The organism is Blautia sp. XA-2221 (genome assembly GCF_028767025.1).
Taxonomy (GTDB): Bacteria; Bacillota; Clostridia; order Lachnospirales; family Lachnospiraceae; genus Blautia_A.
In genome coordinates, this window is the sequence record NZ_JAJQXX010000006.1 from 24,803 (window position 1) to 46,679 (window position 21,877).

19 protein-coding genes, 1 tRNA gene and 1 other annotated feature are annotated in these 21,877 nt (G+C 43.2%); of the genes, 17 read left to right on the top strand and 3 right to left on the bottom strand.

Annotated elements, in window-relative coordinates; translation table 11 throughout:
• Positions 1–403 precede the first annotated feature (403 nt).
• Entirely contained in the window at positions 404–1,474 is a 1,071-nt protein-coding gene (locus LU279_RS06865; protein WP_274421805.1) for a lactonase family protein, read from the bottom strand.
• Positions 1,475–1,856: 382 nt separating this feature from the next.
• Here LU279_RS06865 and LU279_RS06870 point away from each other — a divergent pair, with 382 nt between their 5' ends.
• The 3 genes from LU279_RS06870 to LU279_RS06880 are packed head-to-tail and all read left to right on the top strand — an operon-like array spanning position 1,857 to position 5,026.
• Complete coding sequence (locus tag LU279_RS06870; protein WP_171026638.1) at positions 1,857–2,798, top strand: magnesium transporter CorA family protein; 942 nt, start codon at positions 1,857–1,859, stop codon at positions 2,796–2,798.
• A 39-nt stretch (positions 2,799–2,837) separates the two neighbouring features.
• Complete coding sequence (locus LU279_RS06875; RefSeq protein ID WP_274421811.1) at positions 2,838–3,692, top strand: hypothetical protein; 855 nt, start codon at positions 2,838–2,840, stop codon at positions 3,690–3,692.
• A 44-nt stretch (positions 3,693–3,736) separates the two neighbouring features.
• Complete coding sequence (locus LU279_RS06880) at positions 3,737–5,026, top strand: diaminopimelate decarboxylase (RefSeq protein ID WP_274421812.1); 1,290 nt, start codon at positions 3,737–3,739, stop codon at positions 5,024–5,026.
• Positions 5,027–5,198: 172 nt separating this feature from the next.
• Here the strand turns inward: LU279_RS06880 and LU279_RS06885 are convergent.
• Positions 5,199–5,280: transfer RNA gene (locus LU279_RS06885), tRNA-Leu, on the bottom strand.
• A 219-nt stretch (positions 5,281–5,499) separates the two neighbouring features.
• On the opposite strand from LU279_RS06885, the gene ftsH reads away from it, so the two are divergent.
• The 10 genes from ftsH to LU279_RS06935 all read left to right on the top strand — a co-directional run bounded on the left by ftsH (position 5,500) and on the right by LU279_RS06935 (position 16,734).
• A complete protein-coding gene (ftsH, locus tag LU279_RS06890) occupies positions 5,500–7,419 on the top strand; it encodes an ATP-dependent zinc metalloprotease FtsH (RefSeq protein WP_274421814.1) in 1,920 nt (639 codons plus the stop codon).
• A gap of 116 nt (positions 7,420–7,535) precedes the next feature.
• Positions 7,536–7,910: an anti-sigma factor family protein gene (locus LU279_RS06895; RefSeq protein WP_274421815.1), complete on the top strand. Its 375-nt coding sequence runs from the start codon at positions 7,536–7,538 to the stop codon at positions 7,908–7,910.
• Between the two features lie 26 nt (positions 7,911–7,936).
• Positions 7,937–10,576: a DNA polymerase I gene (polA, locus tag LU279_RS06900; RefSeq protein WP_274421816.1), complete on the top strand. Its 2,640-nt coding sequence runs from the start codon at positions 7,937–7,939 to the stop codon at positions 10,574–10,576.
• The gene (gene coaE / locus LU279_RS06905) at positions 10,573–11,178 is read left to right on the top strand and encodes a dephospho-CoA kinase (RefSeq protein WP_330684585.1); all 606 of its coding nucleotides are present in this window, start codon (positions 10,573–10,575) and stop codon (positions 11,176–11,178) included. Before polA ends, coaE begins: the two co-directional genes overlap by 4 nt.
• On the top strand, positions 11,175–11,972 hold the full coding sequence (locus LU279_RS06910; protein ID WP_274421818.1) for an MBL fold metallo-hydrolase: 798 nt from the start codon (positions 11,175–11,177) through the stop codon (positions 11,970–11,972). The genes coaE and LU279_RS06910 overlap by 4 nt, the downstream gene beginning before the upstream one ends.
• Positions 11,973–11,985: 13 nt before the next feature.
• The gene (locus LU279_RS06915) at positions 11,986–12,258 is read left to right on the top strand and encodes an ACT domain-containing protein (protein WP_274421819.1); all 273 of its coding nucleotides are present in this window, start codon (positions 11,986–11,988) and stop codon (positions 12,256–12,258) included.
• A gap of 14 nt (positions 12,259–12,272) precedes the next feature.
• Entirely contained in the window at positions 12,273–13,637 is a 1,365-nt protein-coding gene (locus tag LU279_RS06920; protein WP_274421820.1) for a PFL family protein, read from the top strand.
• Between the two features lie 44 nt (positions 13,638–13,681).
• Positions 13,682–13,929 (top strand) — a binding site (T-box leader).
• Positions 13,930–14,057: 128 nt separating this feature from the next.
• Entirely contained in the window at positions 14,058–15,059 is a 1,002-nt protein-coding gene (locus tag LU279_RS06925) for an ABC transporter substrate-binding protein (protein WP_274421821.1), read from the top strand.
• Positions 15,060–15,086: 27 nt separating this feature from the next.
• Entirely contained in the window at positions 15,087–15,968 is an 882-nt protein-coding gene (locus LU279_RS06930) for an ABC transporter permease (RefSeq protein WP_274421822.1), read from the top strand.
• Positions 15,961–16,734, top strand: a complete 774-nt coding sequence (locus tag LU279_RS06935; RefSeq protein ID WP_274421824.1) for an ABC transporter ATP-binding protein — start codon at positions 15,961–15,963, stop codon at positions 16,732–16,734. Before LU279_RS06930 ends, LU279_RS06935 begins: the two co-directional genes overlap by 8 nt.
• 101 nt (positions 16,735–16,835) lie before the next feature.
• On the opposite strand, the gene LU279_RS06940 is transcribed toward LU279_RS06935, so the two are convergent.
• On the bottom strand, positions 16,836–18,113 hold the full coding sequence (locus LU279_RS06940; RefSeq protein WP_274421826.1) for a tRNA(Met) cytidine acetate ligase: 1,278 nt from the start codon (positions 18,111–18,113) through the stop codon (positions 16,836–16,838).
• A 264-nt stretch (positions 18,114–18,377) separates the two neighbouring features.
• On the opposite strand from LU279_RS06940, the gene pta reads away from it, so the two are divergent.
• The 4 genes from pta to rpmF all read left to right on the top strand — a co-directional run bounded on the left by pta (position 18,378) and on the right by rpmF (position 21,767).
• Positions 18,378–19,385: a phosphate acetyltransferase gene (gene pta / locus LU279_RS06945; RefSeq protein WP_022067645.1), complete on the top strand. Its 1,008-nt coding sequence runs from the start codon at positions 18,378–18,380 to the stop codon at positions 19,383–19,385.
• Between the two features lie 84 nt (positions 19,386–19,469).
• Positions 19,470–20,657 carry an acetate/propionate family kinase gene (locus tag LU279_RS06950; protein ID WP_274421827.1) on the top strand — a complete coding sequence of 396 codons (1,188 nt, stop codon included), beginning with the start codon at positions 19,470–19,472 and terminating at the stop codon, positions 20,655–20,657.
• A 396-nt stretch (positions 20,658–21,053) separates the two neighbouring features.
• On the top strand, positions 21,054–21,581 hold the full coding sequence (locus LU279_RS06955; protein WP_274421828.1) for a YceD family protein: 528 nt from the start codon (positions 21,054–21,056) through the stop codon (positions 21,579–21,581).
• Positions 21,582–21,584: 3 nt separating this feature from the next.
• A complete protein-coding gene (gene rpmF / locus LU279_RS06960) occupies positions 21,585–21,767 on the top strand; it encodes a 50S ribosomal protein L32 (protein ID WP_177274295.1) in 183 nt (60 codons plus the stop codon).
• The last annotated feature ends 110 nt before the right edge of the window (positions 21,768–21,877 follow it).

Below are 21,877 nucleotides of genomic sequence, written 5' to 3' on the forward strand. Positions count from 1 at the left end.
CACGGGATGATTTTCTGAAACATTCTGCCGGTTTCCGTCAGGTGTTTTCCGGGAAAGAATCCTGTGGCAATGTAAGAAGCGATTCTGCATTGTGTGTCCAAACGAAGTAATAAATCGCTGCCAAATCCGGCAGTATAAGATAAAGACCTTGATCTTGCAGAGATTATTCTTTTGGAGAAGAATCTTTGCAGATCAGGGTCTTTTTGTTGTGGTTTTATGATGAAAATGACTTTGGGGTCAGGGGAGAGGTAGATAGTAATGGAAAAGCTGCTTTTTCTTTTTGTCAGTTTTGTTTTTGCCGGAATTCCAAAAAGAGAAACTGGATATTTATGAGAGGTTAAGAGAGAGTTTGGACATAGAATATCCCCGTCTGCAGAAGCAAACGGGGATAAGTGACTGTTTTTTACTGTTCTTCTGGAACTGCCCAGATATGAATACTGTTAGGAGTTTCGATTTTATGAGGTCTGTCGTTCATGACAATGATATTTTTTTCGTAATCGACCGTAAATACAGTGATGCTATTGCTTGCGTGATTGGCAATGGCAATATGGCGGTTGTCCGGGAAGATTACCAGGTCTTTGGGATAATCACCGCTGATAGGGAGGGTGAATTTCTTTTCCAGAAGCCCTGTTTCCGGATCGATTTCGTACATGGAAACTGTATTTTCTCCTGCAGTTGTACAGAAAAGATGCTTTCCGTCAGGTGCCAGCGCAAGTCCTGAAGCGGCATTGTGGAAAGAATCCTGATCATGTTCCTTGCTTAAAGTGGAAACACTCTGAAGAAGTTCAAATTCCGGAGTCAGACCGCTGCCGTCGTAGCTGTAGACTTTAATTTCATTGCTCAGCTCAAAAAGAATATATGCAAATCGTCCATCTGCGCTGAAACGGATGATTCTTGGACCGCTTTCTCTGGGGCAGCGAAGGATATCCACAAGTTCCAGCTTATGACGTCTTTTGTTGATACGGTAGATTTTTACCTGATCGATTCCATTATCTACTGCACAGAGATATTTGTTGTCAGGGGTGGGACGAACACAATTTACATGGGGACGGAAATTTCGTTCAGCCACACTGCCCAGACCTTTGTGAAAAACTCCATCCATAAGACTGCCAAGACGGCCGTCCTGATGAGTATGTACTACAGTTACCTTTCCGTCATGGTATCCTGCCACATAAAGATATTTGCCGTCCACGTCTGTAGAAAGAAAGCAGCCTCTCATTCCGTCAATATCCACACTGTTGATTCGCTCCAGATCGCCGTTTCTGTCGCGCTTGAAAACAGCAACTCCCTCGTCTTCAATAGAATAAAGAAAAAGTCCGTTTTTGGAGATGGCTGTATGGGAGGAGTTACTTACCTGAACTTCACTCCGCTCTGTGAGAGTTCCGTTTTCCACATCTACGTCATAAACCTGAATTCCTTTGCTGGAGCCATGAGTATAGGTTCCAACATACGCCACATATTTTTTATTTTCCATTTTGTTGCCTCCTGTTTTTATGTATGGCTTTTCCCTGCCGGGACTGCCATACGGAGATGTTGTATCATATCAGTAACGCATACTCTATCCCGTCAGAGGTATGGTCTGCTGATATGATGAGAGCAGCCTTGCTGCCGGATTTCTGGAATTAATTATATCATAAAGATAATGTGAGAACAAGTTTCCAGTAGGGACAAAAATGTATTTTCTTATATGCGAAATTCAGATGTTTTTCAAATTGTAAATTTCCTGTAAATGAAAAGTCTTATGAATTGACAAAGAACCTTTCACAACTTATAATGTAAATTGTATTTTTATGTATGAGGGACTTTCAGGTTACAGAACCTGAAAGAAAAAAGAGAGTGGAAAGGGGAATAGAATCGTGATTAGAATGTTTCGGACATCTGAAGGTGCTATCCATGAGATACAGGAACCGCAGGACGGCTGCTGGATCGCTCTTACGAATCCTACAGCAACGGAGATTTTTGAGATTTCGGAGCAGTTTCAGATTGAGGTAGACGATCTCAGAGCCCCTCTGGATGAGGAAGAGCGTTCCCGTATTGAAGTGGAAGATGATTACACACTGATTCTGGTTGATGTGCCTATGATCGAGGAGAGAAATGATAAGGACTGGTATGGCACCATCCCTCTCGGTATTATAGTAACAGATAAAATGATCTTTACCATTTGTCTGGAGGATACACAGGTTCTCACAAGATTTATGGAAGGACGTGTCAGAAATTTTTTCACCTATATGAAAACACGCTTTATCCTGCAGATATTGTACCGCAATGCAAGTATGTACCTGCGTTATCTGCGTATTATAGATAAAAAAAGTGAACAGGTGGAGGAAAAACTTCATCTTTCTCCAAGAAATCAGGAACTGATCGAACTTCTGGAGCTAGAAAAATCACTGGTGTATTTTACCACTTCTCTGCGCTCTAATGAAGCAGTGCTGGAGAAACTGATCAAAGTGGAAAGTATTAAGAAATATCCGGAGGATACAGAGCTTCTTGAGGACGTTATCATCGAAAATACTCAGGCGATCGAGATGGCCAATATTTACAGCGGTATTTTGAGAAGCATGATGGACGCCTTTGCCTCGGTTATTTCAAACAACCTGAACGATGTGATGAAGATATTATCTGTCATCACAATTGTAATGAGTATCCCTACGATTATTTTCAGCGCCTACGGTATGAACCTGAATGCGGCCGGAATGCCGTTTTCCGGTACTCAGTGGGGCTTCCTAATCGTTATTCTGATATCCATAGCACTCAGTGTGATCGCCGCAATTGTGCTGTCAAAAAAGAAATATTTTTAAAGCGCGGTCAATGAATAAAAAAGGAGATTGAGTGAGTTTATGAATTGGATTGACAAGCTGGAACGGAAGTATGGAAGGTACGGAATCCCGAATCTTACCATGTATATGGTGATCTGTTATGTGCTGGGATATCTTTTGCTGTATATAAATCCCGGTATGATGAGTATGCTCAGCCTGGAACCGGCCATGATTCTAAAAGGACAGATATGGAGACTTGTAACCTGGGTGATCTACCCGCCGCAGACCGGAAACTTTCTGTTGTTTGCAATTTCCATTTTCTTCTTCTATTATCCAATAGGATCTTCACTGGAGCGTACCTGGGGAACGTTCCGTTATAACCTGTATATTTTTTCAGGACTTTTATTTATACTTGTAGCTGCATTTCTGACTTATTTTGTCACAGGCAGAATGTACCTGGTAGGCGGAGTATTTACCACTTATTATGTCAGCATGTCCGTATTTCTTGCCTATGCGGCCTGTTATCCGAATATGCAGATTCTTCTGTGGTTTGTGATTCCTATCAAGATGAAATGGATGGGCTGGGTATATGGAGCGATTATTCTGTATAACATTATCACTTATGTCAGAGTGGGAGCATGGGTCATGACTGTGCCGATTATTGCTTCCTTCCTGAATTTTGTCCTGTTTTTCTTTACTGCTCTCAGCGGCAGCCGGTATAATCCAAAAGAGGTAAAACGACGGAGAGAATTTCAGAAAGCCATGGCTCAGAGTCGTGTAAATCCTTCTACAGGAAGCACTGCAAAACATAAATGTGCTGTCTGCGGACGTACAGAATTAGATGATCCGAATCTTGAATTCCGATTCTGTTCCAAATGTAATGGAAACTATGAATACTGTCAGGATCATCTGTTTACTCACCAGCATGTGAAGTAGACAAACGAGGAGATATTTAAGAGACAGATGAGGAGCTAGTTATTATGAAAAAAAGACCATTTGTTACGCTGGAAAAATTAAAAGAAATCGAAGAACAGTTTCCGACACCGTTTCATCTTTATGATGAAAAAGGGATTCGCGAAAATGCAAAAGCTCTGAAAGAGGCCTTTGCGTGGAATAAAGGATTTAAGGAGTTTTTTGCAGTAAAGGCAACTCCAAATCCATATCTGATCCAGATTCTTCAGGAGTATGGCTGCGGCTGCGACTGCTCTTCTATGACAGAGCTTATGATGGCAAAAGCCCTTGGCTGCAAAGAAGGCGATATCATGTTTTCTTCCAATGACACGCCGGAAGAAGAATTCCGTTATGCGGATGAAATTGGAGGAATCATCAATCTGGATGATATCACTCACATTGAGGCTGTGGAACGTGCTACAGGAAGAATTCCAAAAACAATCAGCTGCCGTTACAATCCGGGAGGTCTGTTTAAGATCAGTAATGATATTATGGATAATCCCGGAGATTCCAAATATGGAATGACAACAGATCAGATTTTTGAGGCTTTCCGAATTCTGAAAGAAAAAGGTGCGGAGAATTTTGGTATTCATGCGTTTCTTGCCAGCAACACCGTAACAAATGAATATTACCCAATGCTTGCAAAAGTGATGTTTGAGCTTGCGGTAAAACTTCAGAAAGAAACAGGAGCGCACATTAGCTTTATTAATCTTTCCGGTGGTATCGGCATCCCATACAGCCCGGATCAGAAGCCCAATGATATCCGCGTGATCGGAGAGGGCGTGCGTAAAGTGTACGAAGAGGTTCTTGTTCCGGCAGGAATGGGAGATGTGGCTATTTATACAGAGCTGGGTCGCTTTATGATGGGACCTTATGGTTGCCTTGTTACAAAAGCAATCCATGAAAAACACACTCATAAGGAGTATATTGGAGTGGATGCCTGCGCGGTAAACCTGATGCGTCCGGCTATGTACGGAGCCTATCATCATATTACTGTTATGGGCAAGGAGGATCAGCCCTGCGATCATCTTTATGATGTGACGGGATCACTCTGCGAGAATAATGACAAATTTGCCATTGACCGCTATCTGCCTCAGATAGATAAGGGAGATCTTCTTGTGATCCATGATACAGGAGCTCATGGTTTTGCAATGGGTTATAATTACAATGGAAAACTGAAATCAGCAGAAATTCTTCTTCACGAGGATGGAAGCTTTGAGATGATCAGAAGAGCGGAGACTGCAAAGGATTACTTTGCTACTTTTGACTGCTTTCCAATTTACAAAAAGCTTCTTGAAGATGCAGACAGACTGAAATAAAGAAAAAGGAAGACCGGGCAGAAACCAGGTCTTCTTTTGCTTTTGGGAAGATTTTTATATTTTGAGATGGCTGTTGTGGAGCTTGACGGTATTTCTGTTGCAGAGCAGAAGGGAAAGTAAAAAAAGAGGAACTGCATTCCAGAAATGAACTGCAGTTCCTCTTTTTATCAGATGCCGCTGGCCGGACTCGAACCGGCACGGTGTTACCCGCTTGATTTTGAGTCAAGTGCGTCTGCCAATTCCGCCACAGCGGCACATGAACCGTTAATTATATTAACACAAAACAGGAAAATCTGCAAGAAGAAAATTTAATATGCCTGTTTTTTATGAAAAATTAATAATATTTCACAGGAAGAACATTGAAATCAGAAGGAAAAGGTGGTATGTTACATCAGGTAAATAACTTTGCACATATTGGAAACACTGAAAGGTGATTTCAGTATGATGTAACGGGGATGGAGGATAGACAATATATGAATTTAGGCGACAAAAAACCTGGTAAAACGCCTACCAAGAGACCTCTTTATGTATATTATATTATTGTAGGTGTCATTATCGTTCTTCTGAATATTCTGGTTGTACCGGCGATTCAGGAAAGAAGTATTGAAAAAACAGATTATTCCACTTTTATTAAAAGTGTGGAAAAGGGAAATGTAATCCGGGCGACTATTGAAGAGGGTTACATTTACTATGAAGTTAAATCTCCGAAAACAGGAAATACACTGACCTGTAAAACAGTCCAAATGGACGATCCGGATCTTGTAAATCGTCTGCTGGAAGCGGATGTTGTAATGGATGAGGTACTTCCGGAAAGTCCGTCCATTTTCTTTACTCTGATCTTAAGCTATGTGATCCCTATTGGAATTTTTATTTTCCTGGGACGCTGGCTCAGCAGAAAGATGATGTCTTCCATGGGAAATGGTGGTCCCGGGGGAGCTATGTCCTTTGGAAAAAGTAACGCCAAAGTATATGTAAAATCTTCTACGGGAATCAAGTTTTCTGATGTTGCGGGAGAAGACGAGGCAAAAGAACTTCTGACAGAAATCGTGGATTATCTGCATAATCCTCAGAAATATACAGAAATCGGTGCATCCATGCCCAAAGGTGCTCTTCTTGTAGGCCCTCCTGGAACAGGAAAAACCCTTCTTGCAAAAGCAGTTGCAGGAGAAGCGGAAGTTCCGTTCTTTTCCATCTCAGGTTCTGAGTTTGTGGAAATGTTTGTAGGTATGGGCGCTGCCAAGGTTCGAGATCTGTTTAAGCAGGCAAATGAAAAAGCTCCCTGTATCGTATTTATTGATGAGATTGATACCATTGGTAAGAAACGTGACGGTGCAGGCTTTTCCGGCGGAAACGACGAGCGTGAGCAGACTCTTAATCAGCTTCTGACAGAAATGGATGGATTTGACGGATCCAAGGGTGTGGTAATTCTGGCTGCAACCAACAGACCGGACTCTCTTGACCCGGCTCTTCTCCGTCCGGGACGTTTTGACAGAAGAATTCCGGTGGAGCTTCCTGATCTTCAGGGAAGAGAAGAAATCCTTAAGGTTCATGCGAAAAAGATTAAAATTTCAGATACTGTTCGCTTTGACGAGATTGCAAAGGCAGCGGCCGGCGCTTCCGGTGCAGAGCTTGCCAATATTGTTAATGAGGCAGCTCTCCGGGCAGTCCGCGACGGACGTAAGTTTGCCACACAGGCAGATTTTGAGGAGAGTATTGAGGTAGTTATCGCCGGATATCAGAAGAAAAACCGCGTGCTTTCCAACAAGGAAAAACTGATCGTTTCCTATCATGAGATTGGTCATGCTCTTGTGGCTGCAAAACAGACAGAGTCTGCACCCGTTCATAAGATCACAATCATTCCGCGTACTTCAGGAGCCCTGGGATATACCATGCAGGTAGATGAAAAGGAACATTTCCTGATGTCAAAGGAAGAACTGGAAAACAAGATTGCTACATTTACCGGAGGACGTGCTGCCGAGGAGCTGATTTTCCAGTCCATTACCACAGGCGCTTCCAATGATATTGAACAGGCCACAAAAATTGCAAGAGGAATGATCTCACAGTTTGGTATGAGCGAAGATTTTGACATGGTTGCCATGCAGAATGTAAGCAATCAGTATCTTGGCGGAGACGCAACCCTTGCCTGCTCCTTTGAAACTCAGACACTGATTGACAAAAAAGTGGTAGAACTTGTAAAGACTCAGCATGACAAGGCGTTGAAGATCCTCCGGGACAATATCGGAAAACTCCATGAGCTGGCCCGGTATCTTTATGAGCATGAAACCATTACCGGAGAGGAATTTATGCAGATTCTGAACGCTCCTGTTCCTGCTGTGGAAACAAATGATTCTCCGGAAAATACACAGACCACAATATCTGAAACAGAGGAATAATGGTTACTGTGAGCAACAATAAATAATGAAGATATAAGTGGGTGATTCCGGCGAAATTCGTTGAGAATCACCTTTTTTTATGGTATGATATCAGAAGCAGACAGGAGGGGATTAAGATGATCAGAAAAGGACAGATATCTGAGATGGACTGTCGTACCGCAGAAAGCATGGTGGCACGCTATATGAACCATACCCTGAAAACAGACGAGCTGGAAGAATTTCTGGATCACATTGAGCATTGTCCTTCCTGCTATGACGAGCTGGAAACTTATTTTATTGTTAATAAAGTAACCCAGCAGCTGGATGAACAGGAGGACGGTTCTGTACTGGACTTTCAGAAGCTTCTGGAGCAGGATATTCGCAGATCCAGAAGAAATATCCATAAGAAAAGGGGAATACAGTTCGCCGGAGGGATTCTTACATTGATCCTTGCTGTGATACTGGTAGTATTCTTTATTTTTATATTTTTTGAAATGAAACATTTTTGGTAAAAAGACAATCTCAGGAGGACAGCAGTTTGAGTGAAAAGATTTTACTGATCGACGGGCACAGTATTTTAAACCGTGCCTTTTACGGGCTTCCCGATCTGACAAATTCGGAGGGAAAACATACAGGAGCAGTGTACGGATTTTTGAACATTATGTTTCGTATACTGGAAGAGGAAAAGCCGGATTATCTGACAGTGGCATTTGATCTGCATGAGCCTACATTCAGACATAAACTTTATGATGCGTACAAGGGGACAAGGAAGGGGATGCCTTCAGAACTGGTAGAGCAGGTTCCTCTGATGAGAGAAATGCTCACTGCCATGGGAGTAAAAACTGTTTCTATGCCAGGCTATGAGGCGGATGATCTTCTGGGAACTCTTGCCAGAAAAAGTGAGCAGAAGGGTATGGATGTGACGATCTTATCCGGTGACAGAGATCTGCTTCAGCTTGCAACGGACAAGGTAATGATCCGTCTTCCAAAAACCTCAAAGGGCAAGACAACCATAGAAAATTTCCACACGGCAGAGGTTGTGGAAAAATATCAGGTGACGCCTCCTCAGATTATTGAGCTGAAAGCCCTGATGGGAGATTCTTCTGATAATATTCCGGGGATTCCGGGCGTGGGTGAAAAAACTGCCACGAAGATCATTGCGCAGTTTGGTTCCATAGAAAATGCCCATGAGCATCTGGAGGAGATTAAACCCAATAAGGCAAAAGAATCTCTGAGAGAGCATTATGATCTGGCAGTTTTAAGTAAAACTCTGGCAACCATCAATACAGAAAGTCCTGTGGAATATTCTTATGAAGAAGCCCGCCTTGGCAGCCTTTATACACCGGAGGCCTATGAATTGTGCAGAAGACTGGAGTTTAAAAACCTTCTGGGCAGATTTGATGCGGAAGCTGTGCCGGAAAATACCATAGAGCAGAATTTCTTTGTGTGTAGCGAGCTTTCGGGTGTGGAAGCTTTATTTGAAAAAGCTGCAGGTAATTCCATGGCGGGAGTTGCGTTTATTGCAGACAAAAAGAAAGTATACGGTCTTGGGATTGCCCTGGAAAAAGAAGAAGTATATTATGTTCCGGCAGAGGGGATCCTGACAGGCGAATATCTTTGTGAAAAGCTGAGAAAACTGGGAGAAACCACAGTAATCAGCGCTATGGACATAAAAATGCTCCTGAAATATGTGGACTCGCTGAAACCGGGACAGGTATTTGATATTGAGATTGGCGCATATCTTTTGAATCCTCTGAAATCATCCTATACTTACGAGGATATTGCCAGAGAGTATATTGGAGGGATCAGCATTCCTTCCAGAGAAGAGCTTCTGGGAAAAGACTTGTATGAAAAAGCCTGGGAAAAATCTTCAGAAAATCTTGGGATCTGTGCCTGCTATCAGGCATTTACCGCCTATGCGGCCAGGGAAAGGATGGAAGCCGAACTTAGGGAAACCGGAATGTGGCAGGTATACACGGACATTGAGCTTCCGCTTGTGTTTACTCTGGATTCTATGGAAAAATGCGGAATCTGTGTAAAAGGAGAGGAACTGAGGGCATATGGTGAAAGACTCAGCGTCAGGATCCGCGAGTTGGAAAAACTGATCTACGAAAAAGCGGGAGAGGAATTTAATATTAATTCGCCGAAACAGCTTGGAGTGATACTTTTTGAAAAGATGGGAATCCCGGGAGGAAGAAAAACAAAAACCGGATATTCCACAGCAGCAGACATTCTGGAAAAGCTGGCTCCGGAGCAGCCTATTGTAAATGATATTTTGGAATACAGGCAGCTTACAAAGCTGAAATCCACCTATGCGGACGGCCTGGGAGCAGTTATCGAGGAGGATGGACGGATTCATTCTACATTTAATCAGACGATCACTGCAACAGGGCGAATCAGCAGTACAGAGCCCAACCTTCAGAATATTCCGGTTCGTATGGAGCTGGGAAGACTGATCCGGAAGGTATTTGTGCCTGAGGACGGGTATGTGTTCCTTGACGCAGATTATTCTCAGATCGAGCTTCGCGTGCTGGCTCATATGTCCGGGGATGAAAAACTGATCCAGGCGTACCGGGAAGCGGAGGATATTCACAGACTGACTGCATCTCAGGTATTCCATGTTCCCTATGATGAGGTGACAGATTTACAGAGAAGAAATGCAAAGGCGGTAAATTTCGGAATCGTATACGGAATCAGCTCCTTTGGACTTAGTCAGGACCTGAGCATTACAAGAAAAGAAGCGGCAGAATATATTGAGAAATATTTTGAGACTTATCCCAGTATTAAAGTTTTTCTTGACCGGATGGTTGAGGAGGGCAGGGAAAAGGGATATGTATCCACCATGTTTGGACGAAGACGTCCCATACCGGAACTGAAATCAGCAAATTTCATGCAGAGATCTTTCGGGGAGCGTGTGGCAATGAATTCTCCTATTCAGGGAACTGCGGCAGATATTATTAAAATTGCCATGAACCGTGTGTATGAAAGAATGCACCGGGAAGGACTGTACTCCAGACTGGTACTTCAGGTTCACGATGAACTGCTGATCGAGACAAAGAAAGAAGAGATATCTGCAGTATCCAGAATACTGGAAGAAGAAATGAAGGGAGCTGCGCAGCTTGCTGTGGAGCTTGAAATTGATATGCATCAGGGAGAAAGCTGGTACGAGGCAAAATGACAGATCAGACAATGAAGATCATTGGCATCACCGGCGGTGTAGGCGCCGGCAAAAGCACAGTGTTGAACTACCTGGAAAAGCATTTGTCTGCCTGTGTCATACAGGCGGATCAGGTGGGACATCAGGTTATGGAACCCGGCGGACGCTGCTATGATCAGGTGATAAATTTATTTGGAAAAAATGTTATAAAAAGTGATAAAACCATTGACCGTAAGGCGGTATCGGATGTAGTATTCTGTAATGAGCAAATGCGCTGCAGACTGAATGAGATCATTCATCCGGCGGTTAAGGCGTTTATTCTGGAGAAAATAGAGGAAGAGCGGAAAAATGGCCGCGGTCTTTTTGTCATAGAGGCTGCGCTTCTTCTTGAAGATCATTATGATGCAGTCTGCGACAGAATCTGGTATATTCATACCGATCAGGAGATCAGGATACAGCGCCTTATGGAAAGCAGAGGATACAGCCGCCAGAAAGCAGAAAGCATTATTGCCAGTCAGGCGTCAGAAGCTTATTTTCGCTCACATGCAGATTATGTGGTGACAAACAACAGCCTTTTGGACGAAACGTACATACAGATAGATGAAGGGATAAAGAAACTATGAGATTTTGCAGTATAGCCAGCGGAAGCAGCGGAAACTGTATTTATGTGGGGTCAGAATGTGCTCATGTTCTGATAGATATAGGAATCAGTGGCAAAAAAATGGAACAGGGACTGAACAGTCTGGACCTGACCGGCCGCGACATTGACGGTATCCTGATCACTCACGAACATTCAGACCATATCAAAGGTCTGGGAGTGATTGCCCGGAAGTACGGCATCCCCATTTATGCCACAGGAGGAACCGTAGATGCCATGCTGCGGTGCGGATCCCTTGGAAAAATACCGGAAGGAATATTCCGGGAAATCAGGGAAGATCAGACATTTGAGATCAAGGATTTAAAGATCAATCCTTTTACCATTTCCCATGATGCGGCTCAGCCGGTAGGGTATCGTCTGGAATGTGGGGAAAGTTCCGTAGGTATCGCTACGGACCTTGGCAAATATAATGATTATATTATTGAAAATCTTCAGAATCTGGATGCGCTTCTTCTGGAGGCAAACCATGATATCCGGATGCTTCAGGTAGGAAAATATCCGTATTATTTGAAACAGAGGATTCTGGGAGACAGAGGTCATCTGTCCAACGAAAATGCAGGAAGGCTTCTTTGCAGACTTCTTCATGACAATATGAAAGCTGTTTTTCTGGGACATTTAAGCAGGGAAAACAATTATGAAGAGCTTGCTTATGAAACCGTATGCTCAGAGGTAACACTGGGAGACAACCCTTACAAATCAAAGGATTTTAAAATTCAGGTAGCGAAGCGGGATTTTGTTTCCGAAGCAGTTACCATATAGAAAGGACAAAGCCATGAAAAAAACAATTATTACAGTAGTAGGAAATGACGGAGTAGGCATTATTGCCAGAGTATGTACATATCTGGCAGAGCATAATGTAAATATCCTTGATATCACACAGACCATTATTCAGGGTTATTTTAATATGATGATGGTAACAGATGCCAGCGCATGCCAGAAAGATACAGCAGCTCTTGCAGAAGAACTTACAGCTCTGGGAGATGAGCTTGGTGTAGTGATTCACTGCCAGCACGAAGATATTTTCAATAAAATGCACAGAATTTAAGGAGACACCTATTTATGATTAACATGTTTGAAGTAAATGAAACCAATAAGATGATCGAACAGGAGAACCTTGACGTTCGTACCATCACAATGGGAATCAGCCTTCTGGATTGCATTGACAGCGATCTTGATAAGGTAAACGAAAATATTTATAATAAAATCACAGAATATGCGAAAGACCTTGTGGAAACAGGAGATAAGATTGCCACAGAATATGGTATCCCCATTGTCAATAAGCGTATTTCCGTAACTCCGATCGCACTGGTAGGCGGTGCAGCCTGCCACAGCAGTCAGGATTTTGTTACGATTGCCAAAACATTAGACAGAGCTGCCAAAACCGTAGGTGTTAATTTTATTGGAGGTTATTCTGCGCTTGTAAGTAAGGGAATGACTCCTGCAGAAGAACTTCTTATCCGTTCAATTCCTCAGGCTCTGGCAGAAACAGAGCGTGTGTGCAGCTCAGTAAACGTAGGCTCCACAAAGACAGGAATCAATATGAACGCAGTAAAGCTTATGGGTGAGATTGTACTGGAAACAGCTCAGGCAAGCAAAGATCAGGACTCTCTTGGCTGCGCAAAACTGGTGGTATTCTGCAATGCTCCGGATGATAATCCTTTCATGGCAGGCGCTTTCCACGGAGTGACAGAGGCAGACTGTATCATTAATGTGGGCGTCAGCGGTCCGGGTGTTGTAAAAACAGCGCTTCAGAAGGTTCGTGGCGAGGATTTTGAGACTCTCTGTGAAATGATCAAGAGAACTGCGTTTAAGGTTACCCGTGTTGGACAGCTGGTAGCTCAGGAAGCATCCAGACGTCTGGGAGTACCTTTTGGAATCGTGGATCTTTCTCTTGCGCCTACACCGGCTATCGGCGACAGCGTTGCAGAGATTCTGGAAGAAATCGGACTGGAGCGTGTAGGTGCTCCGGGAACCACAGCAGCTCTGGCTCTTTTAAATGACCAGGTAAAAAAAGGCGGAGTTATGGCATCCACAGCCGTAGGTGGATTAAGCGGCGCTTTTATTCCGGTCAGTGAAGATCAGGGAATGATCGATGCAGTAAATCTGGGGGCTCTTTCTCTGGAAAAACTTGAGGCAATGACCTGTGTATGCTCTGTAGGTCTTGATATGATCGCAATCCCGGGAGATACAAAAGCATCCACAATTTCCGGAATCATTGCAGATGAAGCTGCTATTGGCATGATAAACCAGAAAACAACAGCAGTACGAGTGATTCCTGTAATCGGAAAAGGTGTTGGAGAGACAGTTGAATTCGGCGGACTTCTTGGCTATGCTCCGATCATGCCGGTGAACCAGTTCTCCTGTCAGGCGTTTGTTGACCGAGGCGGAAGAATCCCGGCGCCTATCCACAGCTTTAAAAACTAAAAACAGGGTTGACAACAGCGATTTGATGTGGTAAAGTAACGACATCAAAACCGATGAGGAAGAGAAGTAGACATTTATGCATCATCCCAGAGAGCAGACGTTGGTGGGAGTCTGTATGAGGCTGATTGTTGAATGGCCTTCCGAGGGCAGTCCGAAATTCCTGCGTGGAGAGTAGGCACTGACGGGAACCGAACCCGTTATCAATCAGGAGTGTATGTTTGTACATGAGAAAGTGGACGTTTTGTCAATTTGAGTGGTACCGCGATAATAAGAAATTATTACCGTCTCAAGCATTAGCTTGGGGCGGTTTTTTTATTCGAAAGGACAGGTATCACAACTTTCTTTCTCGCAGACAGAGACCGAAAGCTGGCATATACTTTCGGTAAGACAAAAAGAATCGTAGAGAGAGGAGAAAACAACATGAAAGCAAAAACAACAGCAAAGGTATTAGGAGCAGCATTATTGACAATGACACTGGCAGGAACCACAATGGTTTATGCGGAAGAAGAGTATACTATCGGAATCGAGCAGTTTGCAGAGCATGGTTCTCTTGATAACTGCAGAGAAGGATTTCTGGAAGGGCTGAAAGAGGAAGGCATTGAAGAGGGGAAAAATCTTACAGTAGAATATAAAAATGCAGCGGCAGATATGGGAACCTGCGGACAGATTTCTGATGGTTTTGCAGCCGATAAAGTGGATCTCATGGTAGGAATTGCCACTCCAAGCGCTCAGAGTCTTTATAATGCTGCAATGGACGCAGACATCCCGGTTATTTATACAGCAGTTACAGATCCTCTGGCAGCAGAGCTGGCAGACGATGAGGGAAACCCAGTAGGTGAGATCACCGGAACAAGTGATAAGCTTCCCATAAAGCAGCAGCTTGAAATGATCCGAAAAATTCTTCCTGACGCAGAAACCATTGGAATCATGTACACCACAAGCGAGGCAAATTCCGAAGCAGCTGTAAAGGAATATGAAGAACTGGCAGGAGAGTATGATTTTAAGATCGAGACAGCGGGAATTGCAACAACCGCAGACATTCCACTGGCAGCACAGTCACTTCTGGAAAAAGTTGACTGTATGACAAATCTTACAGATAATACCGTGGTTTCTTCGCTTCCTGCCATTCTCGAAATGGCAAATGAGAAAAAAATCCCGGTATTCGGAAGTGAGATCGAACAGGTAAAACTGGGCTGCCTTGCAGCAGAGGGACTTGATTATATTGAACTTGGAAAACAGACTGGAAAAATGGCGGCTCAGGTATTAAAGGGTGAGAAAAAAGCATCAGAGCTTCCTTTTGAAACTATTGAAGAGGCATCGCTGTATGTGAATACTGCTGCATCAGAGAAGCTGGAGATTAAGATTCCCCAGGAGATCACTGAGGCAGCAACAGAGGTTTTTGAAGAGATTACAGAGGCGTAACAAAAATTGTATGGAGGTTGAAAGGTCATGGACTTTATTATCACGATCGTTGAGCAGGGACTGATCTACGGTATTCTTGCTCTGGGTGTTTATATCACATATAAAATACTGGATTTTCCAGATCTTACTACGGACGGAAGTTTTCCCCTGGGAGCGGCAGTAACCGCAGCTATGATCGCAAAGGGAGTAAATCCCTATCTGACCCTTCCGGTTGCTTTTGCAGCAGGAGCGCTGGCAGGAGTATGTACCGGACTGATTCATGTAAAAGGAAAGGTTCGGGATCTTCTGTCCGGTATTATCATGATGACTGCGCTGTGGACCATTAACCTTCGCATAGCCGGAAGTTCTAATGTACCTCTGTTTTCAAAAGAAACGATATTTAAAAACAGTTTTTTGGAAAAACTTTTTCCGGAGACACTACAGCCTTATACCACACTGATCATTATTGTGATCCTTGCTCTGTTCACAAAGCTGATCCTTGACTTTTATATGAAAAGTAAATCGGGCTTTCTTTTAAGAGCAGTAGGCGACAATGAAAAACTGGTAACTTCTCTTGCGAAAGATCAGGGAAATGTGAAGATCCTGGGTCTTTCCATTGCAAATGGACTGATTGCTCTGGCCGGATGCATTTTCTGTCAGGAAGAAAGGGTGTTTGAGATTTCCATGGGAACCGGCGCAGTGGTGATTGGTCTTGCCAGTGTTATCATCGGAACCAGTCTGTTCCGAAAACTGACTTTTATCAGGGCAACTGCGTCTGTAGTTCTTGGTTCTGTTCTCTACAAGGCATGTACTGCTGTTGCAATGAGAAATTTTGAGCCCCAGGATATGAAGCTTATTACAGCAGTGCTGTTTCTGATCGTGCTTCTGATCAGCATGGAAAGAAAGAAGAAGGTGAAGATCGATGCTTGAATTAAAAAATATTTATAAATACTATAATCCGGGAACCGTCAATGAAATGTGCCTGTTCAAAGATTTTAATCTTACAGTTAAGGATGGGGAATTTCTTTCTGTGGTAGGCAGTAACGGCTCGGGAAAAACCTCTATGCTGAACATTATCTGTGGCAGTATTCCTGTGGAATCAGGAAGTATTCTTTTAGATGGCAAAGATATTACAAATGCAAAAGAGTTTAAAAGAAACGAAAAGATTGGTCGTGTGTACCAGAATCCGTCTCTTGGAACCTGTCCGTCCATGACTATTCTGGAAAATATGTCACTGGCAGACAATAAAGGAAAACGCTTCGGACTTGGAAGAGGGGTAAATAAACAGAGGATTGAATATTATCAGGAGCTTCTGAGACCTCTGAATCTGGGACTGGAAGATAAAATGTATGTCAAAGTAGGATCTCTTTCAGGAGGACAGCGTCAGGCAATGGCTCTTCTCATGTCAACTATGACACCGATTGAATTTTTGATTCTTGATGAGCATACTGCAGCTCTGGATCCAAAAACAGCAGAAATTATTATGGAGCTTACGGACAAAATTGTAAAAGAAAAAAATCTGACAACGATCATGGTTACTCATAATCTCAGATATGCGGTAGATTATGGAAGTCGCCTTCTGATGATGCATCAGGGAGAAAGCGTGATCGACTGTGCAGATGAGGAAAAGGCTGCCATGAGTATTGATGACATTCTTGAGAAATTTAATGAGATCAGTATTGAGTGTGGAAATTAAGAAAAAATCAGAGAGTATGAAAAACTGATAAAAGAGCTGGAGCCTGAGAGATATTCAAAGAAAATGGGAAAACATATTTTTTGTTTTCCCATTTTTGAAGTTCACGGAATCATAATCATCTGTTTCTGGTATTCGTGGACAAAGGCACGTCCCGTTTTATGGCAGATCAGACTTTCGTATATATTGGAGGCTGCAGTATTTGTATCCAACAGTTTTTTTTCATATGGAGTAAATGCTTTTACTGATGAAGAAGGTTTGGTCACCAGGGGGATGGTGCCTCTTTTTTTTATTTCCTTTAAAAGAGGAGAAGCACTTTTCCGAAATCCCAGAACCCGGCCGAAGGAAAGTTCTCTGGGGCTTTCTCTGATCTGAAGAAGGATGTGGAGAAGAGCTCTCTGGATCCTTGTGTGGGTCAGTTCCTTTGTTTTCAGAAGCTCTGCAAACTGAGAAAATCCCCTGTAACCATTCAGACAGTTGACCATCCGTGCAGCGAGATCAGGAGAAACATCTGCATACTCGGTAAGCTCTTCTGTTGTTTTTCCTGTGAGACAGTAATGCAGAATAAGATCCAGATCATTTTCTGTAAGAAATTCCTGACTGGAAAATGCGCTTTCCAGAAGTCGAAGAGAGGCTGCGGGGAGCATATTTTCAAGAACAGAAAAATCTTTATGGCTGTCGGAGGAGTGTGTCTGGTTGCTGTATTCAGAAAGAAAAGCACGGACTGCAGATGCAGAAGGTGCCTGGTTATTCTTTAAGGTGAGGTCATGATATCCGGAACCTTCCCGCTTCAGTGTCACCGGTGTAATGCTGCTGTGAAGTCTGAGAAGGGCGCGGCAGTATTCGATTCCCAGGATGTTATTAGGAGAAGAGAGAAGGGCGTCTGAAAATGCAGACAGGCTTTTTCCTCCGGAAGAGTACATAGTATGTAGATACTCTCCGAGAGCGCGGCTTCTGGCGGCCGGGAAAGACATTCCCTGTTTCAGATTGTTTTTCAGTAGATTGCGGAAGCCCTCTGGTTCTTCGTTTAAAATGCGGGCGGCAAGACACATTCCTTCAACAGTTCCTTCTTCACTTCCGAAACATAGCTGATCTACGACTCCAAGTCCATTAAGGAGAGAAACTGCTCCTCCTGCAAAAAATTCTGCACTGGCAGAAGAAACCTGTACAGGCAGTTCCAGCACAAGGTCCGCACCGCACAGAAGAGTTGCTTCGGCCCGTGTGTATTTAGAGAGAAGGGCAGGAGTCCCCCTCTGAACAAAATCTCCGCTCATGGCTACAATAATATAATCAGAGTTCAACGTTTCCCTGACATAAGTGATCTGGTGCAGATGCCCCAGATGAAAGGGGTTATATTCTGCAATGATTCCTGTAACGTTCATGTGATTTCTCCTGCTTTTTTGAAAATATTGGGGATTTTATTTTAGCACATATTTTTCTGTGAAACAAATGAAACAGCTTTTGTTTGGACAAAACATTCAAAAACAAAAAATTGCACCTTAAAAAATACCTTCTGATGATGAATTATCAGTGGGAAATGCTTGAAATAAGGAATACCAGGGGGTATAATAATTATATCTGTGAGATGCTTACAGAAGCGTTTCATCGGGCCGTCAGGCCAAATAATGAAAGGAGCCATTTTAATCATGGGATTTGTTGAAGTGCTCAAAAAAAGAGCAAAAGAAAACATTAAAACAATTGTACTGCCAGAGACAGAGGATATGAGAACTCTTGAGGCAACTGACAAGATTCTGAAAGAGGGCGTTGCCAAGATCGTCCTGATCGGTAATGAGGAGACTATTAAGGCAAAAGCAGCAGAAGGCGGATTCGATATCTCCGGAGCTACTATTGTTGATCCGGAAACTTCTGACAGAACTCAGGCTTACATTGACAAATTTGTTGAGCTGAGAGCAAAAAAAGGCATGACACCGGAGAAGGCAAAAGAGATCCTTCACACACAGTATCCATACTACGGTGTTATGATGGTTAAGATGGGCGACGCAGACGGAATGGTATCCGGTGCATGCCATTCTACAGCAGATACACTTCGTCCGTGTCTGCAGATCCTGAAAACAAAACCGGGAACCAAGTTGGTATCTGCTTTCTTCCTGATGGTAGTTCCGAACTGCGAATACGGCGCAAACGGTGCATTTGTTTTTGCTGATTCCGGTCTGAACCAGAATCCTACACCGGAAGAGCTTTCTGCAATTGCAGCTTCTTCTGCAGAATCTTTCCAGCTTCTGGTACAGGAAGAGCCGATCGTTGCAATGCTTTCTCATTCCACAAAGGGCAGTGCAAAGCATGCGGATGTAGATAAAATGGTAGAGGCTACCAGAATCGCAAAAGAAGAGCATCCGGAACTGAAACTGGATGGAGAATTCCAGCTTGATGCAGCTATCGTTCCAAGCGTAGGCGCTTCCAAAGCACCTGGCAGCGAAGTTGCAGGAAAAGCAAACGTTCTGATCTTCCCGGATCTGGATGCAGGAAACATCGGATATAAGCTGGCTCAGCGTCTTGCTAAGGCTGAAGCTTACGGACCTGTTACCCAGGGTATTGCAAAACCGGTAAATGATCTTTCCAGAGGATGCTCAGCAGATGATATTGTCGGAGTAGTAGCGATCACTGCTGTACAGTGCCAGGCAGAGGACAAATAAAACCGTTTCTGGTATATGCAGTCCTGTTAAGGCTGCTTATCATTGTGGATCGTAGTACATACAAAGAATAGGAGAGTAAAAATCATGAATGTATTGGTAATTAACTGTGGAAGTTCTTCCTTAAAATATCAGCTTATCAATTCTGATACAGAGGCAGTTCTTGCAAAAGGTCTCTGCGAGAGAATCGGAATTGACGGAAGACTGGTTTATAAAAAAGCCGGCGGAGAAAAAGAAATCACAGAAGCTCCGATGCCTACACATAAAGAGGCAATCCAGATGGTGCTGGACGCTCTTACAAATGAAAAAACAGGCGCGATCAAGAGCCTGAAAGAAGTAGATGCCATCGGTCATCGTGTTGTACACGGCGGAGAGAAATTTGCTTCTTCAGCAGTGATCACAGATGAGATGATCAAAGCAGTGGAAGAGTGCAACGACCTTGCTCCTCTTCACAATCCGGCAAACCTGATCGGTATCCGTGTGTGCTCAGAACTTATGCCAGGCGTACCGCAGGTTGGTGTATTTGATACTGCTTTCCATCAGACAATGCCGCCAAAAGCATATCTTTATGGTCTGCCGCTTGATTATTACAAAAACTATAAGATCAGAAGATATGGTTTCCACGGAACCTCTCACAGCTTTGTTTCCAAACGTGCTGTTGAATTCCTCGGTCTTGACAAAGAAAATTCCAAAGTTATTGTATGCCACCTTGGCAACGGATCATCTGTCAGCGCAGTTGTAAACGGCAAATGTATTGATACCTCCATGGGTATGACTCCTCTTGAAGGTCTGATCATGGGAACACGTTCCGGAAGTATTGATCCGGCTATCATGGAGTTTATTGCAAAGAAAGAAAATCTGGATATCGCAGGCGTTATGGATGTTCTGAACAAAAAATCCGGTCTGTACGGAATGTCCGGACTTTCCAGTGATATGCGTGACCTGGAAGATGCAGCTGCAGAAGGCAATGTAGACGCAAAGAACGCAAGAGAGGCTCTTGGCTATGGTATTGCAAAATACGTAGGCGGATATGTTGCTGCTATGAATGGTGTGGACGCAATCGTATTTACAGCAGGCATCGGCGAGAACGACAACCTTGTACGTGAAGACGTATGCTCTTACCTTGGCTACCTGGGAATCTCCATTGACAAAGAGATCAACAAAAAACGCGGCGAGGAGATCGTGATCTCCACACCGGATTCCAAAGTTAAGGTTGCAGTAGTTCCTACCAACGAAGAGCTTGCAATCTGCAGAGAGACAGTTGCTCTTGTATAAAAACAGTTGTCATCCTATAAGATTTTCAGAAAGGCTCACCCCGAAAGGGGTGAGTTTTCTTATGTTATATAGAAAGATTAATTTTTATATTTATTGTTCTGAGCAATTATAGACAATGAACAGAGATATTTGTGTTTTGTGCATATATTACAAAAATAGGCGTTTTAAAATGTTATAAATGACAAAAATGATGAGGTATATGGAATGCTTTTGATTACAATAAATACAAAGCAAATGGATTTAAGGTGGAGCATTTGGGTGATTACCCTCTGGAGCTTATGAGTCCTCCGGACATTTTTGACAAAAAATAACAGAATTGTCGTAACAGAAGGTAAAAATCCTTGACAAAGGAACTTCTCCTATGTATAATTGGTTAAGTGTGAATAGGAGATAATTATGCAGATTCATTTATCGGATGTTACATCCTGTGAAGGAAAAACAGTACAGGTAAGCACAGAACTGGAAATGGAAACCGTTTCTTTTCAGATGGGTGAGTTTCCTGTATTAAAAAAAGAACCGGTAGATTTAGTCATTACTAATACCGGAAATAAGGTTCTTGAGCTGACCGGCAATACATGTGTGACAGTGGGTATTCCCTGTGATCGTTGTCTGGAACAGGTTAAGGTTGAGATTCCATGTCATATTGAGCGCAAGCTGGATATGAAGCTTACGGATGAGGAACGGGTCAATGATCTGGATGAAAGTAACTATCTCACAGGAATGGACCTGGATGTGGACCGGTTGGTCTATCTTGAGGTACTGATGAGCTGGCCTTTGAAGGTTCTCTGCAGAGATAACTGCAAGGGCATCTGCAGCCAGTGTGGGAAAAACCTCAACGACGGTCCCTGCGGATGCGCAGAGGAGCCGAAGGATCCCCGCATGGCAGCTATCAGTGATATATTTAGTAAATTTAAGGAGGTGTAACCTATGTCCATATGTCCAAAGAACAAAACATCTAAAGCAAGACGCGATAAAAGACGTGCAAACTGGAAGATGAGTGCTCCGAACCTGGTAAAATGCAGCAAATGCGGCGCCCTGATGATGCCTCACAGAGTTTGTAAAGCATGCGGAAGCTACAATAAGAAAGAAATCGTTAAAGTTGAAGACTAATGAAAACGTAAAAAGACAGAATCCTGTATGGGGTTCTGTTTTTTTGTGTACAAACTTATTTTGTGGATATTCATTTTTGGCAGGAAAAACTGTATTTTCAGTTTTTCCTG